At 67.7% G+C, this 18,035-nt stretch carries 18 protein-coding genes; 13 read left to right on the top strand and 5 right to left on the bottom strand.

Going from position 1 to position 18,035, the window contains the following annotated elements:
- The 3 genes from H3O04_RS24290 to H3O04_RS24280 all read left to right on the top strand — a co-directional run.
- Positions 1 to 561, top strand: a 561-nt coding sequence (locus tag H3O04_RS24290) for an AMP-binding enzyme (RefSeq protein ID WP_442862839.1), incomplete at its 5' end; no start/stop codon positions are given.
- A 217-nt stretch (positions 562 to 778) separates the two neighbouring features.
- On the top strand, positions 779 to 1,849 hold the full coding sequence (locus H3O04_RS24285) for a porin (RefSeq protein ID WP_202588595.1): 1,071 nt from the start codon (positions 779 to 781) through the stop codon (positions 1,847 to 1,849).
- A 251-nt stretch (positions 1,850 to 2,100) separates the two neighbouring features.
- Entirely contained in the window at positions 2,101 to 3,507 is a 1,407-nt protein-coding gene (locus tag H3O04_RS24280) for a methyl-accepting chemotaxis protein (protein WP_124592459.1), read from the top strand.
- Positions 3,508 to 3,532: 25 nt separating this feature from the next.
- Here the strand turns inward: H3O04_RS24280 and H3O04_RS24275 are convergent, their stop codons facing one another.
- A complete protein-coding gene (locus H3O04_RS24275) occupies positions 3,533 to 4,108 on the bottom strand; it encodes a hypothetical protein (protein WP_237666406.1) in 576 nt (191 codons plus the stop codon).
- Positions 4,109 to 4,270: 162 nt separating this feature from the next.
- Here H3O04_RS24275 and H3O04_RS24270 point away from each other — a divergent pair, with 162 nt between their 5' ends.
- A complete protein-coding gene (locus H3O04_RS24270) occupies positions 4,271 to 5,539 on the top strand; it encodes a lipoprotein-releasing ABC transporter permease subunit (protein ID WP_124592458.1) in 1,269 nt (422 codons plus the stop codon).
- Positions 5,540 to 5,565: 26 nt separating this feature from the next.
- Here the strand turns inward: H3O04_RS24270 and H3O04_RS24265 are convergent, their stop codons facing one another.
- Positions 5,566 to 6,378, bottom strand: coding sequence for a hypothetical protein (locus tag H3O04_RS24265; RefSeq protein ID WP_237666405.1), 813 nt, complete (start codon positions 6,376 to 6,378; stop codon positions 5,566 to 5,568).
- A gap of 549 nt (positions 6,379 to 6,927) precedes the next feature.
- Between H3O04_RS24265 and H3O04_RS24260 the strand changes: the two genes are divergently transcribed.
- Both H3O04_RS24260 and H3O04_RS24255 read left to right on the top strand, forming a co-directional pair.
- Positions 6,928 to 8,898 carry a Xaa-Pro dipeptidyl-peptidase gene (locus H3O04_RS24260; protein ID WP_202588593.1) on the top strand — a complete coding sequence of 657 codons (1,971 nt, stop codon included), beginning with the start codon at positions 6,928 to 6,930 and terminating at the stop codon, positions 8,896 to 8,898.
- A 131-nt stretch (positions 8,899 to 9,029) separates the two neighbouring features.
- On the top strand, positions 9,030 to 9,398 hold the full coding sequence (locus tag H3O04_RS24255) for an NUDIX hydrolase (protein ID WP_023476376.1): 369 nt from the start codon (positions 9,030 to 9,032) through the stop codon (positions 9,396 to 9,398).
- A 21-nt stretch (positions 9,399 to 9,419) separates the two neighbouring features.
- Here H3O04_RS24255 and H3O04_RS24250 read toward each other — a convergent pair whose 3' ends face one another.
- Positions 9,420 to 10,349, bottom strand: a complete 930-nt coding sequence (locus H3O04_RS24250; protein ID WP_034175157.1) for a 2-hydroxyacid dehydrogenase — start codon at positions 10,347 to 10,349, stop codon at positions 9,420 to 9,422.
- 167 nt (positions 10,350 to 10,516) lie between these two features.
- On the opposite strand from H3O04_RS24250, the gene osmF reads away from it, so the two are divergent.
- From osmF to H3O04_RS24215, 7 genes are all read left to right on the top strand, one after another.
- Positions 10,517 to 11,440, top strand: a complete 924-nt coding sequence (gene osmF, locus H3O04_RS24245; protein WP_006493662.1) for a glycine betaine ABC transporter substrate-binding protein OsmF — start codon at positions 10,517 to 10,519, stop codon at positions 11,438 to 11,440.
- Positions 11,437 to 12,615 (top strand): ABC transporter permease, encoded by a 1,179-nt coding sequence (locus H3O04_RS24240; protein WP_006480603.1) that lies wholly within the window; start codon positions 11,437 to 11,439, stop codon positions 12,613 to 12,615. The genes osmF and H3O04_RS24240 overlap by 4 nt, the downstream gene beginning before the upstream one ends.
- Positions 12,612 to 13,565: an ABC transporter ATP-binding protein gene (locus H3O04_RS24235; protein ID WP_006480602.1), complete on the top strand. Its 954-nt coding sequence runs from the start codon at positions 12,612 to 12,614 to the stop codon at positions 13,563 to 13,565. The genes H3O04_RS24240 and H3O04_RS24235 overlap by 4 nt, the downstream gene beginning before the upstream one ends.
- Entirely contained in the window at positions 13,562 to 14,329 is a 768-nt protein-coding gene (locus H3O04_RS24230; protein WP_034175156.1) for an ABC transporter permease, read from the top strand. Before H3O04_RS24235 ends, H3O04_RS24230 begins: the two co-directional genes overlap by 4 nt.
- A 32-nt stretch (positions 14,330 to 14,361) precedes the next feature.
- Positions 14,362 to 14,757, top strand: a complete 396-nt coding sequence (gene arr, locus H3O04_RS24225) for an NAD(+)--rifampin ADP-ribosyltransferase (RefSeq protein ID WP_023476372.1) — start codon at positions 14,362 to 14,364, stop codon at positions 14,755 to 14,757.
- 157 nt (positions 14,758 to 14,914) lie between these two features.
- On the top strand, positions 14,915 to 15,601 hold the full coding sequence (locus H3O04_RS24220; protein ID WP_202588592.1) for a lytic transglycosylase domain-containing protein: 687 nt from the start codon (positions 14,915 to 14,917) through the stop codon (positions 15,599 to 15,601).
- A 124-nt stretch (positions 15,602 to 15,725) separates the two neighbouring features.
- Complete coding sequence (locus tag H3O04_RS24215) at positions 15,726 to 16,016, top strand: hypothetical protein (RefSeq protein ID WP_023476370.1); 291 nt, start codon at positions 15,726 to 15,728, stop codon at positions 16,014 to 16,016.
- A gap of 85 nt (positions 16,017 to 16,101) precedes the next feature.
- Here the strand turns inward: H3O04_RS24215 and H3O04_RS24210 are convergent, their stop codons facing one another.
- A complete protein-coding gene (locus tag H3O04_RS24210; protein ID WP_034175155.1) occupies positions 16,102 to 17,454 on the bottom strand; it encodes a HipA domain-containing protein in 1,353 nt (450 codons plus the stop codon).
- A complete protein-coding gene (locus tag H3O04_RS24205; RefSeq protein ID WP_043887612.1) occupies positions 17,454 to 17,789 on the bottom strand; it encodes a helix-turn-helix domain-containing protein in 336 nt (111 codons plus the stop codon). Before H3O04_RS24205 ends, H3O04_RS24210 begins: the two co-directional genes overlap by 1 nt.
- Positions 17,790 to 18,035: the final 246 nt, after the last annotated feature.

Raw genomic sequence — 18,035 nt, 5'->3', positions numbered from 1 at the left:
GTCGTCAAGCGCCCGTGGCCCGCGATGATCCGCACGATCTGGGGCGACCCGGAGCGTTTCAAGAAGAGCTATTACCCGGAAGAACTCGGCGGCACGCTCTATCTGGCCGGCGACGGCACCGTGCGCGACAAGGAGACCGGCTACTTCACGATCATGGGCCGGATCGACGACGTGCTGAACGTGTCGGGCCACCGGCTCGGCACGATGGAGATCGAGTCGGCGCTGGTGTCGCATGAACTCGTGGCCGAGGCGGCGGTAGTGGGCCGTCCGGACGACACGACGGGCGAGGCGGTGGTCGCGTTCGTGGTGCTGAAGCGCTCGCGCCCGGAAGGCGACGAAGCGGCGGCGCTCGCGAAGACGCTGCGCGACTGGGTCGGCAAGCAGATCGGGCCGATCGCGAAGCCGAAGGACATCCGCTTCGGCGACAACCTGCCGAAGACCCGCTCGGGCAAGATCATGCGGCGCCTGCTGCGCTCGCTCGCGAAGGGCGAGGCGATCACGCAGGATACGTCCACGCTCGAGAATCCGGCCATCCTCGAGCAGTTGAACCACTCGATGTGACATCGCCCGCCACGGCCGGTGGATCGCTTCACCACGGCGCCGCAGTATGGCCGCTTGCCCGTCTCTCACACCGGGCTCGCGGTCGTGTTGCGGCACCGGCGACAAGCATCGCCGTGCGTTCCCCGACGGCACGGCATGCAGGCGGCTCGCAATGATTCCGCCACTGCATTTTTAATTAGTGATGCGTATTACAACACTCACAAAACGGAGACAGACGATGAAGAGCAGGACATGGACGATGTGCGCGGCGCTGCTCGGCGCGGCCGCCAGCACGAGCAGCTTCGCGCAGAGCAGCGTCACGCTGTACGGCGATCTCGACGCCGCATTGCTCTATACGAACCGATCGCTCGATTCGGCCACCAGCGGCAACGCCGGACGCCAGTTCGCGCTGACCGACACGGGCATGACGCCGACCAACTTCGGCATCACGGGCACCGAGGATCTCGGCGGCGGGCTGCACGCGCGATTCAAGCTGGAAAGCGGCTTCAACATCACGGACGGCGCGTTCGGCCACTCGAACGGCAACTTCTTCGGCCGCCAGGCGTGGGTCGGAATCGACGGCGGCTTCGGCGAAACGAAGGTCGGCCTGCAGTTCTCGCCGTTCGTGCTCGCGATCCTCGGATCGGATCCGCGCAACGTCTCGCACTTCGGCGCCGCGCTGGTGCCGTACGTGGACAACGTGCTCGTCACGGGCCTCTTCAACCCGAACGCGATTTCGTACACGAGCCCGACGATCGCCGGGCTGACGGCCAGCGCGATGTTCGGCTTCGGCGGCAAGGCCGGCGACTTCCAGGCGGGGCGCCAGTATTCCGGCAGCCTCACCTATACGAACGGCGGTTTCATGCTCAACGCGGCGCTCTACAACGGCAACGGCGGCACGTCGCCGACGCCGGTTGCGAGCACGGTCGAGTTCGTCGGCCGCACGATCGGCGCCGGCTACACGTTCGGGCCGGTGACCGGCAAGGCATCGTTCACGAGCTACAAGGTCGCCGGCTCGTTCAGCAACAACGTGTATAGCGCCGGCCTCGACTATCGCGTCACGCCGGCCCTCGACCTGAACACCGGCGCGTGGTACACGACCGACCGCAACGATTCGCACAATCATTCGCTGCTGGCCGCGATCGGCGCCGACTACAGCCTGTCGAAGCGAACCGGCCTGTATGCGCAGGTCGGCGTGGTCAACAACCACGGCGCGATGAATACCGGCCTCGGCATCACGGGCGGCGCGCTGTACGGGCTGCCGGGCACGACGGTCGGCGTCAACGCCGGCATCCACCACGTGTTCTGACGCAGCGCCTGCGGACGGGCGGCCGCGACGGGCCGCCCGTCCGGCTCCACACCGCCGCGCAGCCGCCCCCGGAAACGTCGCGCAAGCGTGGTGCGAACGCGCCCTTGCCCGGCGCCGCTCCGGCCATCCGGCACGCGGATCTCGATGTTTACCCGACCTCAAGTCCGCGGCCGTGCGGCCGTCAAGTCAGGAACGCACGCCCAACATCCGCCGGGAACCCGGCGCGCGTGCCCTCAAGGAGACCCACCAACGTGAACTTCTTCGGAATCGGCCGCGGCCGCCGTTCATCGCGCGCACTCGTCGGCGACATCGCCGAGCAGGCCGGCAAGCTCGGCATCGAGATCTGCGACGTATCGGGCCACGTCGAGGAAGTCGCCGCCCGTGTCGCCCGGCAGGCGGAGGTGTGCCACACGCTGCGCGAATCGGCCGCCCTCACGCTGCGCGGCAACCACCGGATCGCCGAGGCCGCGCAGCAGGTGCGCGACGTCAGCGCCAATGCGTCGAATGCGGTGCAGCAGTCGCAGCAGACGATCGAAGCCTCGCTCGCGGACATTCACGGCCTCGTCGAGGGCGTCACCACGATCAGCGACCAGATGGGCGCGCTGCGCGATGCGCTCGACCACGTGCGGACCGTGTCCGAGGAAATCTCCGTCATCGCGCGCCAGACCCACCTGCTCGCGCTGAACGCCGCGATCGAGGCCGCGCGCGCCGGCGAGTCGGGGCGCAGCTTCGCGGTCGTCGCGGCCGAGGTCAAGAACCTGTCCGCGAAAACCGGGCAGGCGACGGCCCAGATCGAGACGACGCTCGCACGGCTCGCGGAGCAGACCGAGCACCTGCTCGCGGAAGGCACCGACAACGCTGCCCGCGCGCATCGCGTGCGCGAGGGCACGCGCACGATCGGCGAGGTCGTGCACGCGACCGGCCAAGCGATCACCGAGCTGGCCGGCGAGGCCGAACAGATCGCGTCGCTGACGGACGAGATCGAAGCGCAGTGCCACCGTCTCGACGAACAGGTGGGCGAGATGGCGTCCGGCGTCGAGAACTCGGCCGACAACTTCTCGCAGGCCAAGGACCGCCTCGGCAATCTCCTCTCCGTCTCCGAGACGCTGATCGAGCTCACCGCCGCGACCGGCATCGAATCGCCCGACACGCGCCTGATCGACACCGCGCGAAGCACGGCCGCCGCGATCAGCAAGCTCTTCGAGGAAGCGGTCGGCCGCGGCGACATCACGCTCGACGCACTCTTCGACACGCACTACGAACCGATTCCCGGCACCGACCCGCAGCAGTTCATGACGCGCTTCACGGCGTTTACCGATCGCGTGCTGCCCGCCATCCAGGAGCCGGTGCTCGACGTCGACGCACGCGTCGTCTATTGCGCGAGCTTCGACCGGCAGTGCTACCTGCCGACCCACAACCGCAAGTTCTCGCTGCCTCAGCGCGCGGATGCCGCGTGGAACGCGGCGAATTGCCGGAACCGCCGGATCTACACGGACCGCACGGCGCGCATGTCCGTGGCGCATGACAAGCCGTTCCTGTTGCAGACCTATCGGCGCGACATGGGCAACGGCCAGTTCGCGCTGATGAAGGACGTGTCCGCGCCGATCGTCGTCGGCGGACGGCCATGGGGCGTGCTGAGAATCGGCTACAGCGTCTGAACCGGCGCGAGCGGGCCGCGCCTGCTTACTGCTCCAGCCCCACTCCCGGCGGCCGCTGATCGCTGCGCCCGTGATCGTCGACCACCCGCACCGTGTAGCTGCCGGCCGTGCGCGGCTGCCAGAACAACGCGTCGCCCGGCGCGCTGCGGCCGACGTACGCATCGTTGACGAACCCGTACAGCGCATGCGCGCTCGCATCGGCGGTCGCGTTGAACGCGATGCGCGTTTCGTCGGTGGTCTTCACGCGCATCGCATACGGACTGTCGCGTAGCGGCGACGTGATGCGCGGCGGGTCGCCTTCGACCTGCCCGGCATCGCGGCAATCCGGATGCAGCACGCCCATGTCGCGCGTATCGTTGCGCGCGGCGAGCGCCTGGTCGACCGCATGCGGCGCGTCGAACGGCAACGCGGACAGCGGCTTGAGCGACGTATCGCCCGGATGCGTCGTCAGCCAGCGCGCATACAGCCGGTTACGCGACGCGGCCAGCGCACGGTCGATCGCGTCCTGCCCGCCGCGCACGTAGGTGATCCCTGCGTCGCACGCGAGCCCGTACGGATTGAAACCCGGATGCCACCGGAACCAGCGGTCCTCGTGCAGCATCGCGGCTTCGACGAGTTGCGGCCCACGCGGGCGCCGTCCACGATACGTCTCCGACCTGGCAGGCGGTCGGGTATCGGCTGGTCGCGGGCCGTCGCTACCCGACGGCTACACGCGGTCGCGCCACGTTCGCTAGAATGCGCGGCTCGGCAGGATCGAATCGAAATGAAAGGAAACCGCTTGAAACTCCCGTTCGAATGGCAGATCGGGCTGCGCTACGCGCGCGGCGGCCGGCGCTCGGCCGGCGACGGCTTCGTGTCGTTCATCGCCGGCGCCGCGATGGCCGGCATCGCGCTCGGCGTGGCCGCGCTGATCGTCGTGCTGTCGGTGATGAACGGCTTTCGCACCGAGGTGCGCGACCGGATGCTGTCGGTGCTCGCACACGTGGAAATCTTCTCGCCGTCCGGCGCGATGCCCGACTGGCGGCTGACCGCGCACGAATCGTTACAGAATGCGGCGGTGCGTGCCGTCGCGCCCTATGTCGACGCACAGGCGCTGCTGACGAACGCGGGCAACGTGACGGGCGTCGCGTTGCGCGGCATCGATCCCGTGCTCGAGCCGCGCGTGTCCGAGATCGCGCGCAAGCTGAAGACCGGACGCCTCGACGCGCTCGTGCCGGGCGAGATGGGCATCGTGCTCGGCGCCGCGCTTGCGGACGCGCTGCACGTGAAGATCGGCGACCGCATCACGTTCTTCGCGCCCGGCAACACCGCGCGCCTGGGCGACGCGCTGCCGCGGTTCCGCCAGTTCAACGTGGTCGGCACGTTCGAGTCGGGCCACTACCAGTACGACAGCGCGCTCGCGTACATCCATATCCGCGACGCGCAGCAACTGTCCAACGTGAACGCGCCGACCGGCATCCGGCTGCGCGTCGACGATCTGCAGCGCGCGCCCGAGATCGCGCTCGCGCTGTCGCGCTCGCTGTCGGGCAACCTCTACATCCGTGACTGGACGCGGCAGAACCGCACGTGGTTCGAAGCCGAGCGGCTGCAGAAACGGATGCTGTCGCTGATCCTGATGCTGATCGTGGCGGTCGCCGCGTTCAACCTCGTGTCGTCGCTCGTGATGACGGTCACGCAGAAGCAGGGCGACATCGCGATCCTGCGCACGCTCGGCGCGCCGCCCCGCTCGATCATGAAGATCTTCGCGATCCAGGGGATGACGATCGGGCTCGCCGGCACGCTGGCAGGCGTCGCGCTCGGCTGCGCGATCGCGGTGAGCATCCCGGTGGTGCTGCCGGCAGTCGAGCAGTTGCTCGGCATCCGTTTCCTGACGCCGTCCGTGTACTTCCTCAGCGCACTGCCGTCGAAGCTGTCGGCAATCGACGTGATCGAGATCGCGTCGGCCGCGTTCCTGATGTCTTGCGTCGCGACGCTGTACCCGAGCTGGCGCGCCGCGCGGGTGCGGCCAGCCGAGGCGCTGCGCGACGAGTAGGCGCAATCGGCGCGAATGGCGCGGCGTTACGCGATCTCGTGGAAGCCGACGCTGTTGCCGCCGTCCGGCGTGTAGCCGGCGAGCACGTCGAAGCCGACGTTGACGAGTTCCGTGCGCATGCCGTAGGACTTGTTGCCGGATGAATCGACGAAGATCGCTCCGCCCGACGATAGCTGGCGCGCGGCGTCCAGCAACGCGAGCGTGCCGCGCGCGGTGCCGGCCGACGGCTCGATCGTCAGCGTCGTGCCGTCCTGCGTGGTGAAGTGCCCGCCGGGCGCCACGGGCGGCGGGTTCTCCGCGACCGACCGGTTGAGCAGGCTCATGAAGTGAAAGCGCGTGTCGGCGGCCAGGCTCGCCGCCGCGCGATCGCTGTCCGTGAACGTGTCGCCTCGCACGGCCGCACCCTGCGCGGCGATATCGACGGCCTGCTCGTGAAAATCGCGCGTCGCGAGCACGAGGCCGGCGTTCGAATTCAGCGTCGACTCGACCCATGCGCGATCGCTGTCCGTCATCGTCTTCGACACGACCTTGATCCGGCCGGCGTCGGTCATGAAGTCGAACTGCGCATCGGCCAGATCCGGCCGCTTCGCGACGATGTCCTGCAGGCTCGTCGCGAGCGCGTCGGTCACGCCGCGCAGCTTCATCGACAGGTCGCCCACCATCGACAACTGTTTCGTCATCGCCGCCTGCTGCGCTTGCGGATCGATTGCCCGGATGCTGATCGGTTCGTCTTGCGGTGCGCCGGACGCCGTCGCGTCCGTCGTCTGGCGCCCGTCGAGCGCCGCCTGTGCCATTTGCGCGAGCGTAAGGCCGCCCGCCGCCGTGACCGTAATCGTCATTGCCCTCTCTCTCGTTTTAAGCGTGTTTTTCATTGTTTACGGACGGATTGCCGGGAAGTTGAGCGCGCATGCCGCACACACGTCGAAACTTTGTTTGACTCGAACTAAAAAAGTTTGACACGAACATTTCACTGAGATAACTTTTGCGCAAGCTTCCGGAAAGCAATCCGGCCAGCGTGCCGACTCGCGTCGCGCTTTCCTGCCGTTGCAGCACCGCCGTTCGCAACACTCCCGCCTCATCGCATCGCGCCGTTCCGTTTCATCCGAAACCTGAAGGAAGCCCGGGCATGCCCGCATTTGATTCGCAGTCCTGCATTCTCAGCGAACCGCCGCACTGACGATTTCCGTTCGGGGCGATGTACTCGCCTCGACGCTGACCGGATGCGCGCCGCCTGACGCGCGCCGGCACCGGGCGAGACGCTCATCCATCTCGCCCGCCGTTTTTGATGGTGCAGTTCCGCTTCATCCGACGCAGCACCCGGCCAGGCCGCAGGGGGCGTATCGCGAGCCGGCCGGTTCCAGACAAACACAAGAGACGAGGTCGATTCAATGAACATTCATCGAACCGGAGTGCGGCGCGCATGGCTGCCCGCGCTCGTGGCGGCCGCGACGCTCGCCGCGTGCGGCGGCGACGACGGCGGCAGCGTGGCGGGCGTGTCAGCGCTCGCGCAGGGCCAACAGGAGGGGGCCGCCGCCGCGGCCGATACAGCCGGTGCGCCATCGCTCGCGTCGCGCTTTTCGCCGTCGGGCGTGCCGTACGCGAACCCGGCGAGCAGCGGACGCTACAAGCCGGTGATCAGCAACGGCCAGGTGCAGCCATCGCTGTCGGGCGGCACGATCGAGGAAAACGCGTGGGTCGACACGCCGGTCGATTCCGACGGCGACGGCACGCGCGACCGCATCCACGTGCGCATCGTGCGGCCGTCCGAAACCGCGAACGGCGCGCGCACCCCCGTCATCGTGCTCGCGAGCCCGTATTACGCGGGGCTCGCCGACAGCCCCAACCACGACGTCGACGTCGAACTCGACGGCACGCCGCATCCGGCCGCGACCGCCGGTGCCGCGGCATCGGCATCCACCCGCATCCTGGCCGCCGCGCCGCAGTCGCGGATGCTGCAGCAGGTCGAGGCGGCTGCCGCCGGCCGCTCGTGGATCGAAAGCTACTTCGTGCCGCGCGGCTTCACGATCGTCTACGCGGATTCGCTCGGTACCGCCGGCTCGGACGGCTGCCCGACGATCCTGACGCGCGACGAATCGGTCGCGATGGCGTCGGTGATCCGCTGGCTCGGGCGCGACGCGACCGCGAAGGACGCGAACGGCAAGACGGTCGTCGCGAACTGGTCGACCGGCCACGTCGGCATGTACGGCGTGTCGTACGACGGCACGCTGCCGAAGATGGTCGCGAGCCTGCGCACGCGCGGGCTCGACGCGATCGTGCCGATCGCCGGGCTGTCGAACATGTACGGCTACTACCGCTCGGGCGGCCTCGTGCGTGCGCCGGAAGGCTATCAGGGCGAGGATGTCGACGTGTACATCAAGGCGCTGCTGACCAACGCGCATCCGGAGCGCTGCACGCACCTGATCGACGAAGCGCTGCAGCAGGAAGACCGCAAGACCGGCGACTATTCGCCGTTCTGGGCCGCCCGCGACATCCCGACCGCGTTCGCGGTCGCGCCGGCGCTCGTCGCGCAGGGTCTCACCGACGACAACGTGCGCGTCGACCAGTCGACGTCGTGGTATCTGGCGATGCGACGCCAGGGCGTGCCGACCCAGCTGTGGCTGCATCGCCTGAAGCACACCGATCCGACCCGGGTGCCCGGGATGGCCGACGCGTGGACCGCGGAGGTGAACCGCTGGTTCACGCGCTACCTGATCGGCTATGACAACGGCGTCGAGCAGGATCCGCGCGCGGTGGTCGCGCAGGCGGACGGCACGCTGCTGAAGGAAGCGGACTGGGCCGCGCGCCACGCGACGCCGGTCACGTACTTCGCGGGCGGCGACGGCGCGACCACCGGCACGTTGCTGCGGCTGCCGAGCGGCGGCCCGCTCGCGCGCTTCACCGACGATGCGCGCATTCCCGCGCTCACGCTGGCGAACACGGCGACCGGCGAGAACCGCAGCCGCTTCGAGACGGCCCCGCTGACGGCCGCGGCACGCCTGTCCGGCGCCGCGACCGCACGCGTCAGGCTGACCTTCACGGGCGTCGCGAACGTGACGGCCTTGCTGGTCGACCGCGCGCCGGACGGCACGGCGACGATCGTCACGCGCGCATGGACCGACCCGCGCAACCGGCTGTCCGAGTGGGTGTCGCAACCGGTGCTGCCCGGCATGCCGTACGACCTGAAGCTGACCTTCATGCCGCGCGACTACAAGCTGGAAGCCGGCCACCGGCTCGGGCTCGTCGTCCTCTCCAGCGACTACGAGGCGACACTGCGGCCAACGCCCGGCACGGGCCTGACGCTCGATCCGGCCGGCACGTCGGTAACGGTGCCGCTGGCTTCGCCGTCGACCGGCGCGTAGTCGTGCGCCGGCTGCCGGCGTAACGGCGCCGCGTTCCCCGCCCGCATGCCCGTCGATGCGGGCGGGGAATCACTGCAAGAAGGGAACACCTGCGCTAGGCTGCAGAAATCGAATGCCCACGGTGAGCCCCCATGATTCCCCTCAGCGCCAAAGCCATCGTCCGCGATGGCCGTTCCGTCCTGTTCCTGCGCAATCCCCGCGACGAGTGGGAGCTGCCGGGCGGCTGGCCCGAAGCGGGCGAATCGCTCGAAGACGCCGTCACACGCGAAGTGCAGGAGGAATGCGGAATCGTCGCATCGGCGATCCGCTACGTGGGCAGCCGTTCGTGCGAGGTCGTGCCGGGCAAGCGCGTCCTGATCGTGTGCTTCCGGTGCGAGGTCGATCGCCGTGAAATCGTGCTGAGCGACGAGCACCACCAGTTCGGCTGGATCGACCTCGATGCCGCCAAGCCGGCGAACCTGCCGGATTTCTACTGGGCATTCTGCAAGCAGGCGGACTGATTCGACGCCGCCGCCCGGCGCTCACACCGGCGTCAACACCGGCTGCCCCGTGAAATGCCGCGCCGCGTTGTCGAGAAATTGCCGCACCGAGCGATCGAGCGCCTCGGGCGACCAGCCGCCCATGTGCGGCGTGAGCACGACGCTGTCGAGATCGGTCAGCGCACGCGGCGGCTCCGGTTCCCCTTCGTACACGTCGAGCCCCGCGCCCGCGATGCGCTCTTCGCGCAGTGCGTCTGCCAAAGCAGCGGTATCGACAACACTGCCGCGCGATACGTTGACGAGAAAGCCGCCCGGGCCGAGCGCATCGAGCACGGTGCGATCGATCAGATGCCGCGTGCCCGCGCCGCCAGGCGTCGCGACGATCAGGAAATCGGCCCACTGCGCGAGCGCGTCGACCCGGTCGAAATAGCGGTACGGCACGGGCTTCTCCGAGCGGTTGTGATAACCGATCTCGATGTCGAAGCCGGCCGCGCGGCGCGCGCACTTCTCGCCGATCTTGCCGAGCCCGACGATGCCGAGCTTCTTGCCCGACACGTTCGGCGGCATCGACAGCCCGTCGCGCCACACGCCCGCGCGGGTCTTCGCATCGAGCTGCACGACGTTGCGCACCGCCGCGAGCAGCAGCGCGAACGCGTGATCGGCGACGCAATCGTCGTTGGTACCGGCGCCCGTGACCACGGTGATGCCGCGCGCCTTCGCGTGCGCGACGTCGATGTGCTCGTAGCCCGCGCCGAGCGCGCTGACGAACGTGAGCCGCGGCAGCCGGTCGATCTCGGCGGCGGTCAGCCCCGTGCTGCCGTTGGTCAGCACCGCGCGAATCGTGCCGCCGTGTTCGGCGATCGCGCGTTCGCGCGCATCGGGCGTCGGGGCATAACGCACGTCGAACGACGCGGCGATCTCGCGATGCGCGTCGCCGCGCAGCGCGATGAGGACCAGCAGCTCGGGCTTCATGTCAGCAAATGTCCGCAGGCAGGGAACGAATTTCAGTGTAACAAGCCCGCATGACGGATGCGGGTTATCCCCACACCGGCTGTGGACACGCCGCCGCACGCGGTTTGCCAAAGCCGGCTCAGTCAAGTAACTTTCGGCGTACGCCCCCGTCCTGGAGATTGGCCCCGATGAAGCTCGCCCTGCCCGCCCGGATTCTGGGCCTCGCGTTCGCCGCCGCCATCGTGGCGCCCGGCGCGCACGCCGACACGCCCGTCGTGGTGTCGTCGAAGATCGACACCGAAGGCAACCTGCTCGGCAACCTCATTTCACAGGTGCTGAAGGCCCACGGCATTCCCGTCACCGAAAAGATCGCGCTCGGCACGACGCCGATCGTGCGCAAGGCGCTCACGAGCGGCGAGATCGACGTCTACCCCGAATACACGGGCAACGCCGCATTCTTCTTCAACAAGGCCGACGACCCGGTCTGGAAGAACGCGAGCCAGGGCTACGACACCGCGAAGAAACTCGACTACGCGGCGAACCATCTCGTGTGGCTCGCCCCGGCGCCCGCGAACAACACGTGGGGCGTCGCGCTGCTCGCGCCCGTCGCGCAGTCGCAGCACCTGAAGACCTTCTCCGATTTCGGCAAGTGGGTGGCCGGCGGCGGCAAGGTGAAGCTCGCGGCCTCGGCCGAATTCGTGAACAGCGCGTCGGCGCTGCCGTCGTTCGAGAAAGCGTACGGCTTCAAGCTGAAGCCCGAGCAGCTCGTCGTGCTGTCCGGCGGCGACACGGCCGCGACGATCAAGGCCGCCGCGAACCAGACCGACGGCGTGAACGCCGCGATGGTCTACGGCACCGACGGCGGCATCGCATCGAGCGGCCTCGCGGTGCTCGACGACGACAAGCACGTGCAGCCCGTCTACGCGCCGGCGCCGGTGATCCGCGAAGCCGCGCTGAAAGCGCATCCGCAGATCGCCGACTTGCTCAAGCCCGTGTTCGCGAGCCTCGACCTGAAGACGCTGCAATCGCTGAACGCCCGCATCCAGCTCAACGGCGAGCCGGCGGCCGGCGTCGCGAAAAGCTACCTGAAAGCGAAGGGTTTCGTGAAATGACGGAGCGTGCGGCCGCGTCCGCGCGGCGCGTCACGCTCGACAAGGTCGGCATCCTGATCGGCATCCTGACGATCGTCGCCGTGTTCGGCCTGTCGTTCGCGGTGCTGCGGCCGAACCGGATCGCGGCCGGCACCGGGCTGTCGGTGTTCGCCGCGCTGCCGCCGATGCAGGGCGCCGCACTCGCCGCGCTATGGACCGTCGGCGCGCTATGGGCGATGACGGCGAGTCGCCCCGCGTGGCGGCTCGCGGCCGGCTGCGCGGGGCTCGCGACGCTCGCGTATGCAGTCGGCGCGGCCGCGACGCATGTCGTCGCGCCCGACGACATGCTGGCCCGCGTGTCGCCCGACGCCGGCGTCTGGCTGCTGCTGTTCGCGTGGGCCGTGCTGATCGCCGACGCGCTCGCGCGCCTCGCGTTCGGCCCGTGGCGGCGCCTCGCCGCGCTCGCCGTCGCGATAGCAGCGGTTTCCGTGCCGCTCGCGAGCGGCTGGTGGGACGGCCTCTCCGTGATGCGCGAATACGCGGTGCGTAGCGACGATTTCTGGCGCGAGGCGATCCGTCACGTGTCGCTCGCGGGCGGCTCGGTCGCCGCCGCGCTCGTCGCCGGCGTGCCGCTCGGCATCGCCTGCGCGCGCATCGCGACGGTGCGCACCGTCGCGATGCCCGTGCTCAATATCGTGCAGACGATCCCCAGCATCGCGATGTACGGGCTGATGATGGCGCCGCTCGGCCTGCTCGCCGCGCACGTGCCGCTCGCGGCCGCGCTCGGCATTCGCGGGATCGGCGTCGCGCCGGCCGTGCTCGCGCTGTTCCTGTATTCGCTGCTGCCGATCGCATCGAGCGTCGTGGTCGGGCTCGAACAGGTGCCACCGCACGTGACCGAAGCGGCCCGCGCGATGGGCATGACGCGCGTGCAGCGGCTGCTGCGCGTCGATCTCGTGCTCGCGCTGCCGGTGATCCTGAGCGGCGTGCGCATCGTGCTCGTGCAGAACATCGGCCTGACCGCGGTGGCCGCGCTGATCGGCGGCGGAGGGTTCGGCACCTTCATCTTCCAGGGGATCGGGCAATCGGCCGCCGATCTCGTGCTGCTCGGCGCGATCCCGACGATCGCGCTCGCACTGGCGTCCGCGGTCGTGTTCGAAGCCGCGACGTCGCTCGCGAAAGGGCGTGCAGGATGATCGAGATCGAACGGATCGGCAAACGCTTCGGCGACGCGCTCGCCGTCGACGACGTATCGCTGACGGTGCAGCGCGGCACGATCACCGCGCTCGTCGGCGCATCGGGCAGCGGCAAGTCGACGCTCCTGCGCATGATCAACCGGCTGATCGCGCCGACCAGCGGCACGATCCGCATCGACGGCGTCGATACGGCAACCGTCGCGCCCGAGCAATTGCGGCGCGGCATCGGCTATGCGATCCAGGGGCATGGATTGTTTCCGCACTGGAGCGTCGCGCGCAACATCGCGACCGTGCCGCGCCTGCTCGGCTGGCCCGCCGAGCGCATCGACGCGCGCGTGAACGAACTGCTCGACCTGTTCCATCTCGCGCCGGCCGAGTTCGCGGGCAAGCTGCCGCACGAACTGTCGGGTGGCCAGCAGCAGCGTGTCGGCGTGGCGCGCGCACTCGCCGCCGAGCCCGCGATCCTGCTGATGGACGAACCGTTCGGCGCGCTCGATCCGATCATCCGCAACAAGGCGCAGGACGACCTGTTCGCGCTGCAGCGCCGCCTCGGCATCACGGTTGTGATCGTCACGCACGATATCGAGGAAGCGCTGAAGCTCGGCGACACGATCGCGGTGATGGACGGCGGGCGACTGCTGCAGGTCGCGTCGCCGGCCGAGATTCTCGGCGGCCCGGCGCCGGGTGTGGTCGAACAGCTCGTCGCGGGCGTCGACCGGCCGCTGCGCCTGCTCGCGCTGACACCGATCGACACCGTGGCCGAAGCCGGCCACGTCGATGGCGAACCGATCGCCGCGACGCGCACGCTGCGCGATGCGGTGTCCGAATTGTTGTGGCGCGGCGTCGATGCGCTGCCCGTGGACGATACGGCCAACGGCACGCCCAACGCACGCGGCCCCCGCCACATCACGCTCGACGCGATCCGCGCACACGCGAGGAAGCCCGCATGACGACCCGCGGCAGCGTGCAGTTCAAGCAGTCGTCACTTCCCGCGTACGTCGCCCGCGCGGCCGCGCTCGCGCTGCTGCTCGTGCTGCTGTTGCGCCCCGCGTGGCTGCAGGGCCTGTTCGCGCCGTTCGCGGACAACGGCGCGCCGGTGATCTACGATCGCGCGAGCCTGCTCGATCTCACGCTCGCGCATCTCGGCACGGTCGCGCTGTCGAGCCTGATCGGCACGATCGTCGCGGTCGCGGCCGGCATCGCGGTCACGCGGCCGTTCGGCGCGGATTTCCTGCCGGTCGCGCGCAGCGTCGTCGATATCGGCCAGACCTTCCCGCCGGTCGCCGTGCTCGCGCTGGCCGTGCCGGCCGTCGGCTTCGGCTTGAAGCCGGTGCTGATCGCACTCGTGCTGTACGGGCTCCTGCCGATTTTCGAAAGCACGATCGCGGGGCTCGAGGACGTGCCGCGTGACGTCGTCGACGCCGCGCGCGGGATGGGCATGAGCGGCTGGCAGCAACTGGTGTCCGTCGAGCTGCCGCTCGCGTTCCCGGTGATCGTCAACGGTATCCGCCTCGCGGTCGTAATCAATCTCGGCACCGCGACGATCGGCTCGACGGTCGCCGCGCGCGGGCTCGGCGACGTGATTATCGCGGGCCTGCAGACGTCGAACACCGCGTTCGTGCTGCAAGGCGGCGTGATCGTCGGCTTGCTCGCGGTGCTCGTCAGCGACGCGATCGGCGCGATTGCGCGGGCGGCGAGCGCGCGGCGCGCGTAGAAGCCGTCACGGAATTTTTCGAAGGAGCAACCATGGCTGTGCTCGACACCGGCCCGTTTTTTCATGGCACGAAAGCGGATTTGCGGATCGGCGACTTGCTGACGGCAGGCTTCCGATCGAATTATCGGCATGACGTCGTGATGAATCACATTTATTTCACGGCCCTGCCCAAAGGCGCCGGCCTGGCTGCGGAAATGGCCAAAGGCGACGGCCGGCCGCGGGTCTACATCGTCGAGCCCACTGGCGAATTCGAAAACGACCCGAACGTCACGGACAAGAAATTCCCCGGCAATCCGACGCGATCGTATCGAAGCACATCGCCTTTGAAGATCGTTGGCGAACTCGATAGCTGGGAACCCTACGATCCGGAGTTCATCGAGCAGCTCAGAATCCGCATCGAAACCGGTATCGGCGAGATCATCAACTAGCGTTCGTCCGGACTCCGATGCGTGTCCGCGCAACGATCGGCGCGTCGATCATCGCGAATGTGACAAGCCTACACGTCGCTTTCATTCGAACCCGCCCTCGACCACCCGCCGCGATTGGTCGATATACTATGCGCCTCCCATTTCCCCGCACTCCACCATGCGACGACGGTTCTTCTGGCTGATCGTGCTTTCGCTCGGCATTGCGCAGCACGCCGCGGCGCAGCAGGCGCCCGCCTTGCCTGCCTCTGCGCCCGAAGCAGCCGCATCCGCGCCAGGCGACGCATCCGCACCGCTCGCCAACGATCAGCCTAACGAAGCAAACCGCCGCATCACGTCCTACCTGACAAAGAAATTCGGCGTCGCACGAGAAAAGGCTGCAAAGCTCGCCGATATCGTAAGCGTCACTGCGACGAAATATTCGCTGCCGCCGGCACTCGTTTACGCGATTATTTCGATCGAATCGCGCTTCCAGGAAAAGGCGCGCGGCCAGCATGGCGCGACCGGGTTGATGCAGGTCGTGCCGTCCGCGCACCGCGGCATGCTGCGCAACGTGAAGGATCTGACGGAGCCGAATGCGAACGTCGAAGTCGGCTCGCGCATTCTGTCGGGCTACGTGAAGGCGGCCGGCGGCAACGTGCAGGCCGGGTTGAAGAGCTACAGCGGCGGATCGAGTGCGTATGCGGCGAAAGTGATGCAGCGGGTCGATTCGTTCCGGTTCGTACTCGAACCCGAGGACGATGCGAAAAGCGCGAATACCGCGAACGACGCGAACAACGTGAAGGCGCACATGGTGCCGGTCAGCGATCCGTCACCGGCGCCCACCGCGAACCGCAACGCGAAGTAAGCAATGGGCTCCCGCGTTCGCGCGGCTCCGGCCCGACGCTGTGCGGCCCGGCTGCTTGCCATGGCTGCGCTGTCGGCCGGCCCTGTATCGGCTTTCGCTGCCGTCGACTGCGAACGGGCCGACGATGGAAGCCGTGCGGCGCTGCGTGCTCGATCAGCAGCTGCAGCAAGTCGACAGCGCGTACCGGTCGCTTGCTCGCAAGCTGCGCCAACGCAACCCCGACGCTGCCGCCCAACTCGCGAAATCGCAGACGGGTTGGGCCGGCTTTGCCGGCGATACTTGCGACTACGTGAAGACCACCAATCCGCAGCAGATGATTCCGAGTGACGCCTGGCTCAACTGTTGGGTGGATTTCAGTCGGGCACGCGGGCGCATCCTGAAGAAGTGGGAAGCCCAGTTGACGCAGCCGAACTGAACTGCCGCCCATCCCATATCACCCGTCATTCCTGCACGCAACGCGGGCGCAGACGTGGCGTGCCGATGGTCGGTGAAGCACACGCTCAGAGCAGCGTAACGTCGACCTTGGGCACCATGGGCGCAATACGCGTGATGCGTTCCGCCTGCACTCGCACGTACTCGGCGATACGATGCACCCACGCACGCTCGTCGCCCATATAGACGCCCGACTCCGTCAACCCGGGAACCAGTTCCGCAGCCAGCGTCGCCATCCGCGTCATTTCACGCGCAACGAGCGCCGGCCGGATCTGCACGCGATGCGCGAAGTCCGCGAGCGCGAAAGCGGTCAGTTCCTCGGTCCGGAATACATCTCCGTACGCCATCGCCATGTCCTGCACGTAAGCGTCGCCGTACACGTTCACGCATACCAGATCGTAAAACGGCGCCGGCTCGAGCCCGGTGCTGCTGACAAAAAACGAAATGTTCTTGCCATGCGCGTCGCTGTTGCCGATCAGCAGTTGCAGCAACGCCCAGCGCAGCATGACTGTGCGCGCGACGGCCGGTGTCTCCAGAGACGATGTCAGCGAAAACAGTTTCTCGAAGCTCACGCCTTCGCGAATATTGCGCACGTCCGCGTTGTTGCCGAGATTGCGCTCGTATTTGAGCGTCGCCGGCAAGTCGAGGGCCTGGCATCCATCGATGACATGAAGCCGTCGCACAGCGCTCGCGCGCTGCGGGTCGTCCGGGTCGGTCGTCACGAGCCGGTCGAATCGCTCGATCAGCAGAATCGGCTCGGGGATGCGTCGAATCTCGACATGCGCGACCGGCAAACCCATGCGGGCTGCCAACGTCATGCAGAAATGCTCGTTGGCGACCATGAATGGCGCGTTCGGGCTGCGCGACTCGGGCTTCAGAATATGCGAGCTGCTCAGTGCCCCGTCCACAAGCGCGATATGCTCGCCTTCGACGAGCACCTGCAGCTTGTCCTGATGGCCGGCGATCGACAGGCGCACCCGATCGTCCCAGACGGGAAACGGGATCGCATCGCGCTTGCGAATACGGTCGGCCAGTTCCTCCGCGGAGATCGGTCGGCGCACGGGTTCGAGAGGTTCGGATGCCCGCCCGGCCTCATCGTCGTCCGGAATGAAGCTCAACGCACCAACGGGCTCCTTGCCGAGCATCCGGATCAGGCCGAATACGTTGTCCTTCGATATCTGATACATCGATGCGGCCACGTCGAGTGCGCGGCCCTCGGGAAGCAGATTGCCCACGAAGCGCTGGATCGCGCCCGCCGGCGGCTTGCCGCCATCGAGCGGAATGCACGGCGACAACGCAAACGCGTCTGCCCGCGCGAGCCACGCCGGATCGTAGGAAAAACCGTAGTCGTCGCGGCGGGCATCATAGGTCAGTTGTCCGACCGGCAAGCCGTCAGCCGAAATCCGCAGGCGATGGATCATCACGCGCCCTCGGACGAACGGGACGTGCTAGGTGAAACGGCACGTATCGTCGCGTGATCGCGCACTGCCTTGCGCGCCACCTGAACGTCGCGTTTCGGCACGACGAGCAAATTCAGGCCAAAGCCGTCCAGCACCTTGAACAACTTGTCGAGACTCACCGCGCGCCCGTTTTCGAGGCGTGACAGTACGTCCTTGGAGACGCCGAGCATGTCGGCTGCATCGTCGATCCGCATCTGGTTCTGCGCGCGCCGGTTGCGCACGAGCGCCCCCAAGGTGGCGAGATCCGGTGCGAGCGGGTCAGGTATCGCGACGGGTTGCGGTAAGGTGCGGGCCATAATTCCGAAATTTCAGGAACAAAGCGCCATCGAAGGGCGATCGACAGCATAGTTACGAGAATATCGGAATTATAGTGATTCGTCGGCCGGATCGCCAATTATTCCGATATTTCAGGAACAAAAACACAAAAGTCCGGCGACGACTCATCATTCTCATATTTCAGGAACTATAAACGAGTGCGGCGGCGCATTCGCGCCGCCGCCCCATGGAATCGCCGAATCACCTCCCTCGTGTCTTGATCCAGC

This window comes from Burkholderia sp. KCJ3K979, from assembly GCF_016759955.1.
In the GTDB taxonomy this organism is placed as follows: Bacteria; Pseudomonadota; Gammaproteobacteria; order Burkholderiales; family Burkholderiaceae; genus Burkholderia; species Burkholderia orbicola.
Note: the sequence above shows the minus strand (reverse complement) of the source record. Positions and strands in the feature narration are given on the sequence as shown.

What these genes read in the sequence shown, in the direction of transcription:
- H3O04_RS24250 (WP_034175157.1), bottom strand. Translation starts at nt 10,349, where the DNA reads ATGAAGCCCGAGCTGCTGGTCCTCATCGCGCTGCGCGGCGACGCGCAT.
- H3O04_RS24255 (WP_023476376.1), top strand. Translation starts at nt 9,030, where the DNA reads ATGATTCCCCTCAGCGCCAAAGCCATCGTCCGCGATGGCCGTTCCGTC.
- H3O04_RS24215 (WP_023476370.1), top strand. Translation starts at nt 15,726, where the DNA reads ATGGAAGCCGTGCGGCGCTGCGTGCTCGATCAGCAGCTGCAGCAAGTC.
- H3O04_RS24270 (WP_124592458.1), top strand. Translation starts at nt 4,271, where the DNA reads ATGAAAGGAAACCGCTTGAAACTCCCGTTCGAATGGCAGATCGGGCTG.
- H3O04_RS24260 (WP_202588593.1), top strand. Translation starts at nt 6,928, where the DNA reads ATGAACATTCATCGAACCGGAGTGCGGCGCGCATGGCTGCCCGCGCTC.
- arr (WP_023476372.1), top strand. Translation starts at nt 14,362, where the DNA reads ATGGCTGTGCTCGACACCGGCCCGTTTTTTCATGGCACGAAAGCGGAT.
- H3O04_RS24235 (WP_006480602.1), top strand. Translation starts at nt 12,612, where the DNA reads ATGATCGAGATCGAACGGATCGGCAAACGCTTCGGCGACGCGCTCGCC.
- H3O04_RS24205 (WP_043887612.1), bottom strand. Translation starts at nt 17,789, where the DNA reads ATGGCCCGCACCTTACCGCAACCCGTCGCGATACCTGACCCGCTCGCA.
- H3O04_RS24265 (WP_237666405.1), bottom strand. Translation starts at nt 6,378, where the DNA reads ATGACGATTACGGTCACGGCGGCGGGCGGCCTTACGCTCGCGCAAATG.
- osmF (WP_006493662.1), top strand. Translation starts at nt 10,517, where the DNA reads ATGAAGCTCGCCCTGCCCGCCCGGATTCTGGGCCTCGCGTTCGCCGCC.
- H3O04_RS24240 (WP_006480603.1), top strand. Translation starts at nt 11,437, where the DNA reads ATGACGGAGCGTGCGGCCGCGTCCGCGCGGCGCGTCACGCTCGACAAG.
- H3O04_RS24285 (WP_202588595.1), top strand. Translation starts at nt 779, where the DNA reads ATGAAGAGCAGGACATGGACGATGTGCGCGGCGCTGCTCGGCGCGGCC.
- H3O04_RS24210 (WP_034175155.1), bottom strand. Translation starts at nt 17,454, where the DNA reads ATGATCCATCGCCTGCGGATTTCGGCTGACGGCTTGCCGGTCGGACAA.
- H3O04_RS24275 (WP_237666406.1), bottom strand. Translation starts at nt 4,108, where the DNA reads ATGCTGCACGAGGACCGCTGGTTCCGGTGGCATCCGGGTTTCAATCCG.
- H3O04_RS24230 (WP_034175156.1), top strand. Translation starts at nt 13,562, where the DNA reads ATGACGACCCGCGGCAGCGTGCAGTTCAAGCAGTCGTCACTTCCCGCG.
- H3O04_RS24220 (WP_202588592.1), top strand. Translation starts at nt 14,915, where the DNA reads ATGCGACGACGGTTCTTCTGGCTGATCGTGCTTTCGCTCGGCATTGCG.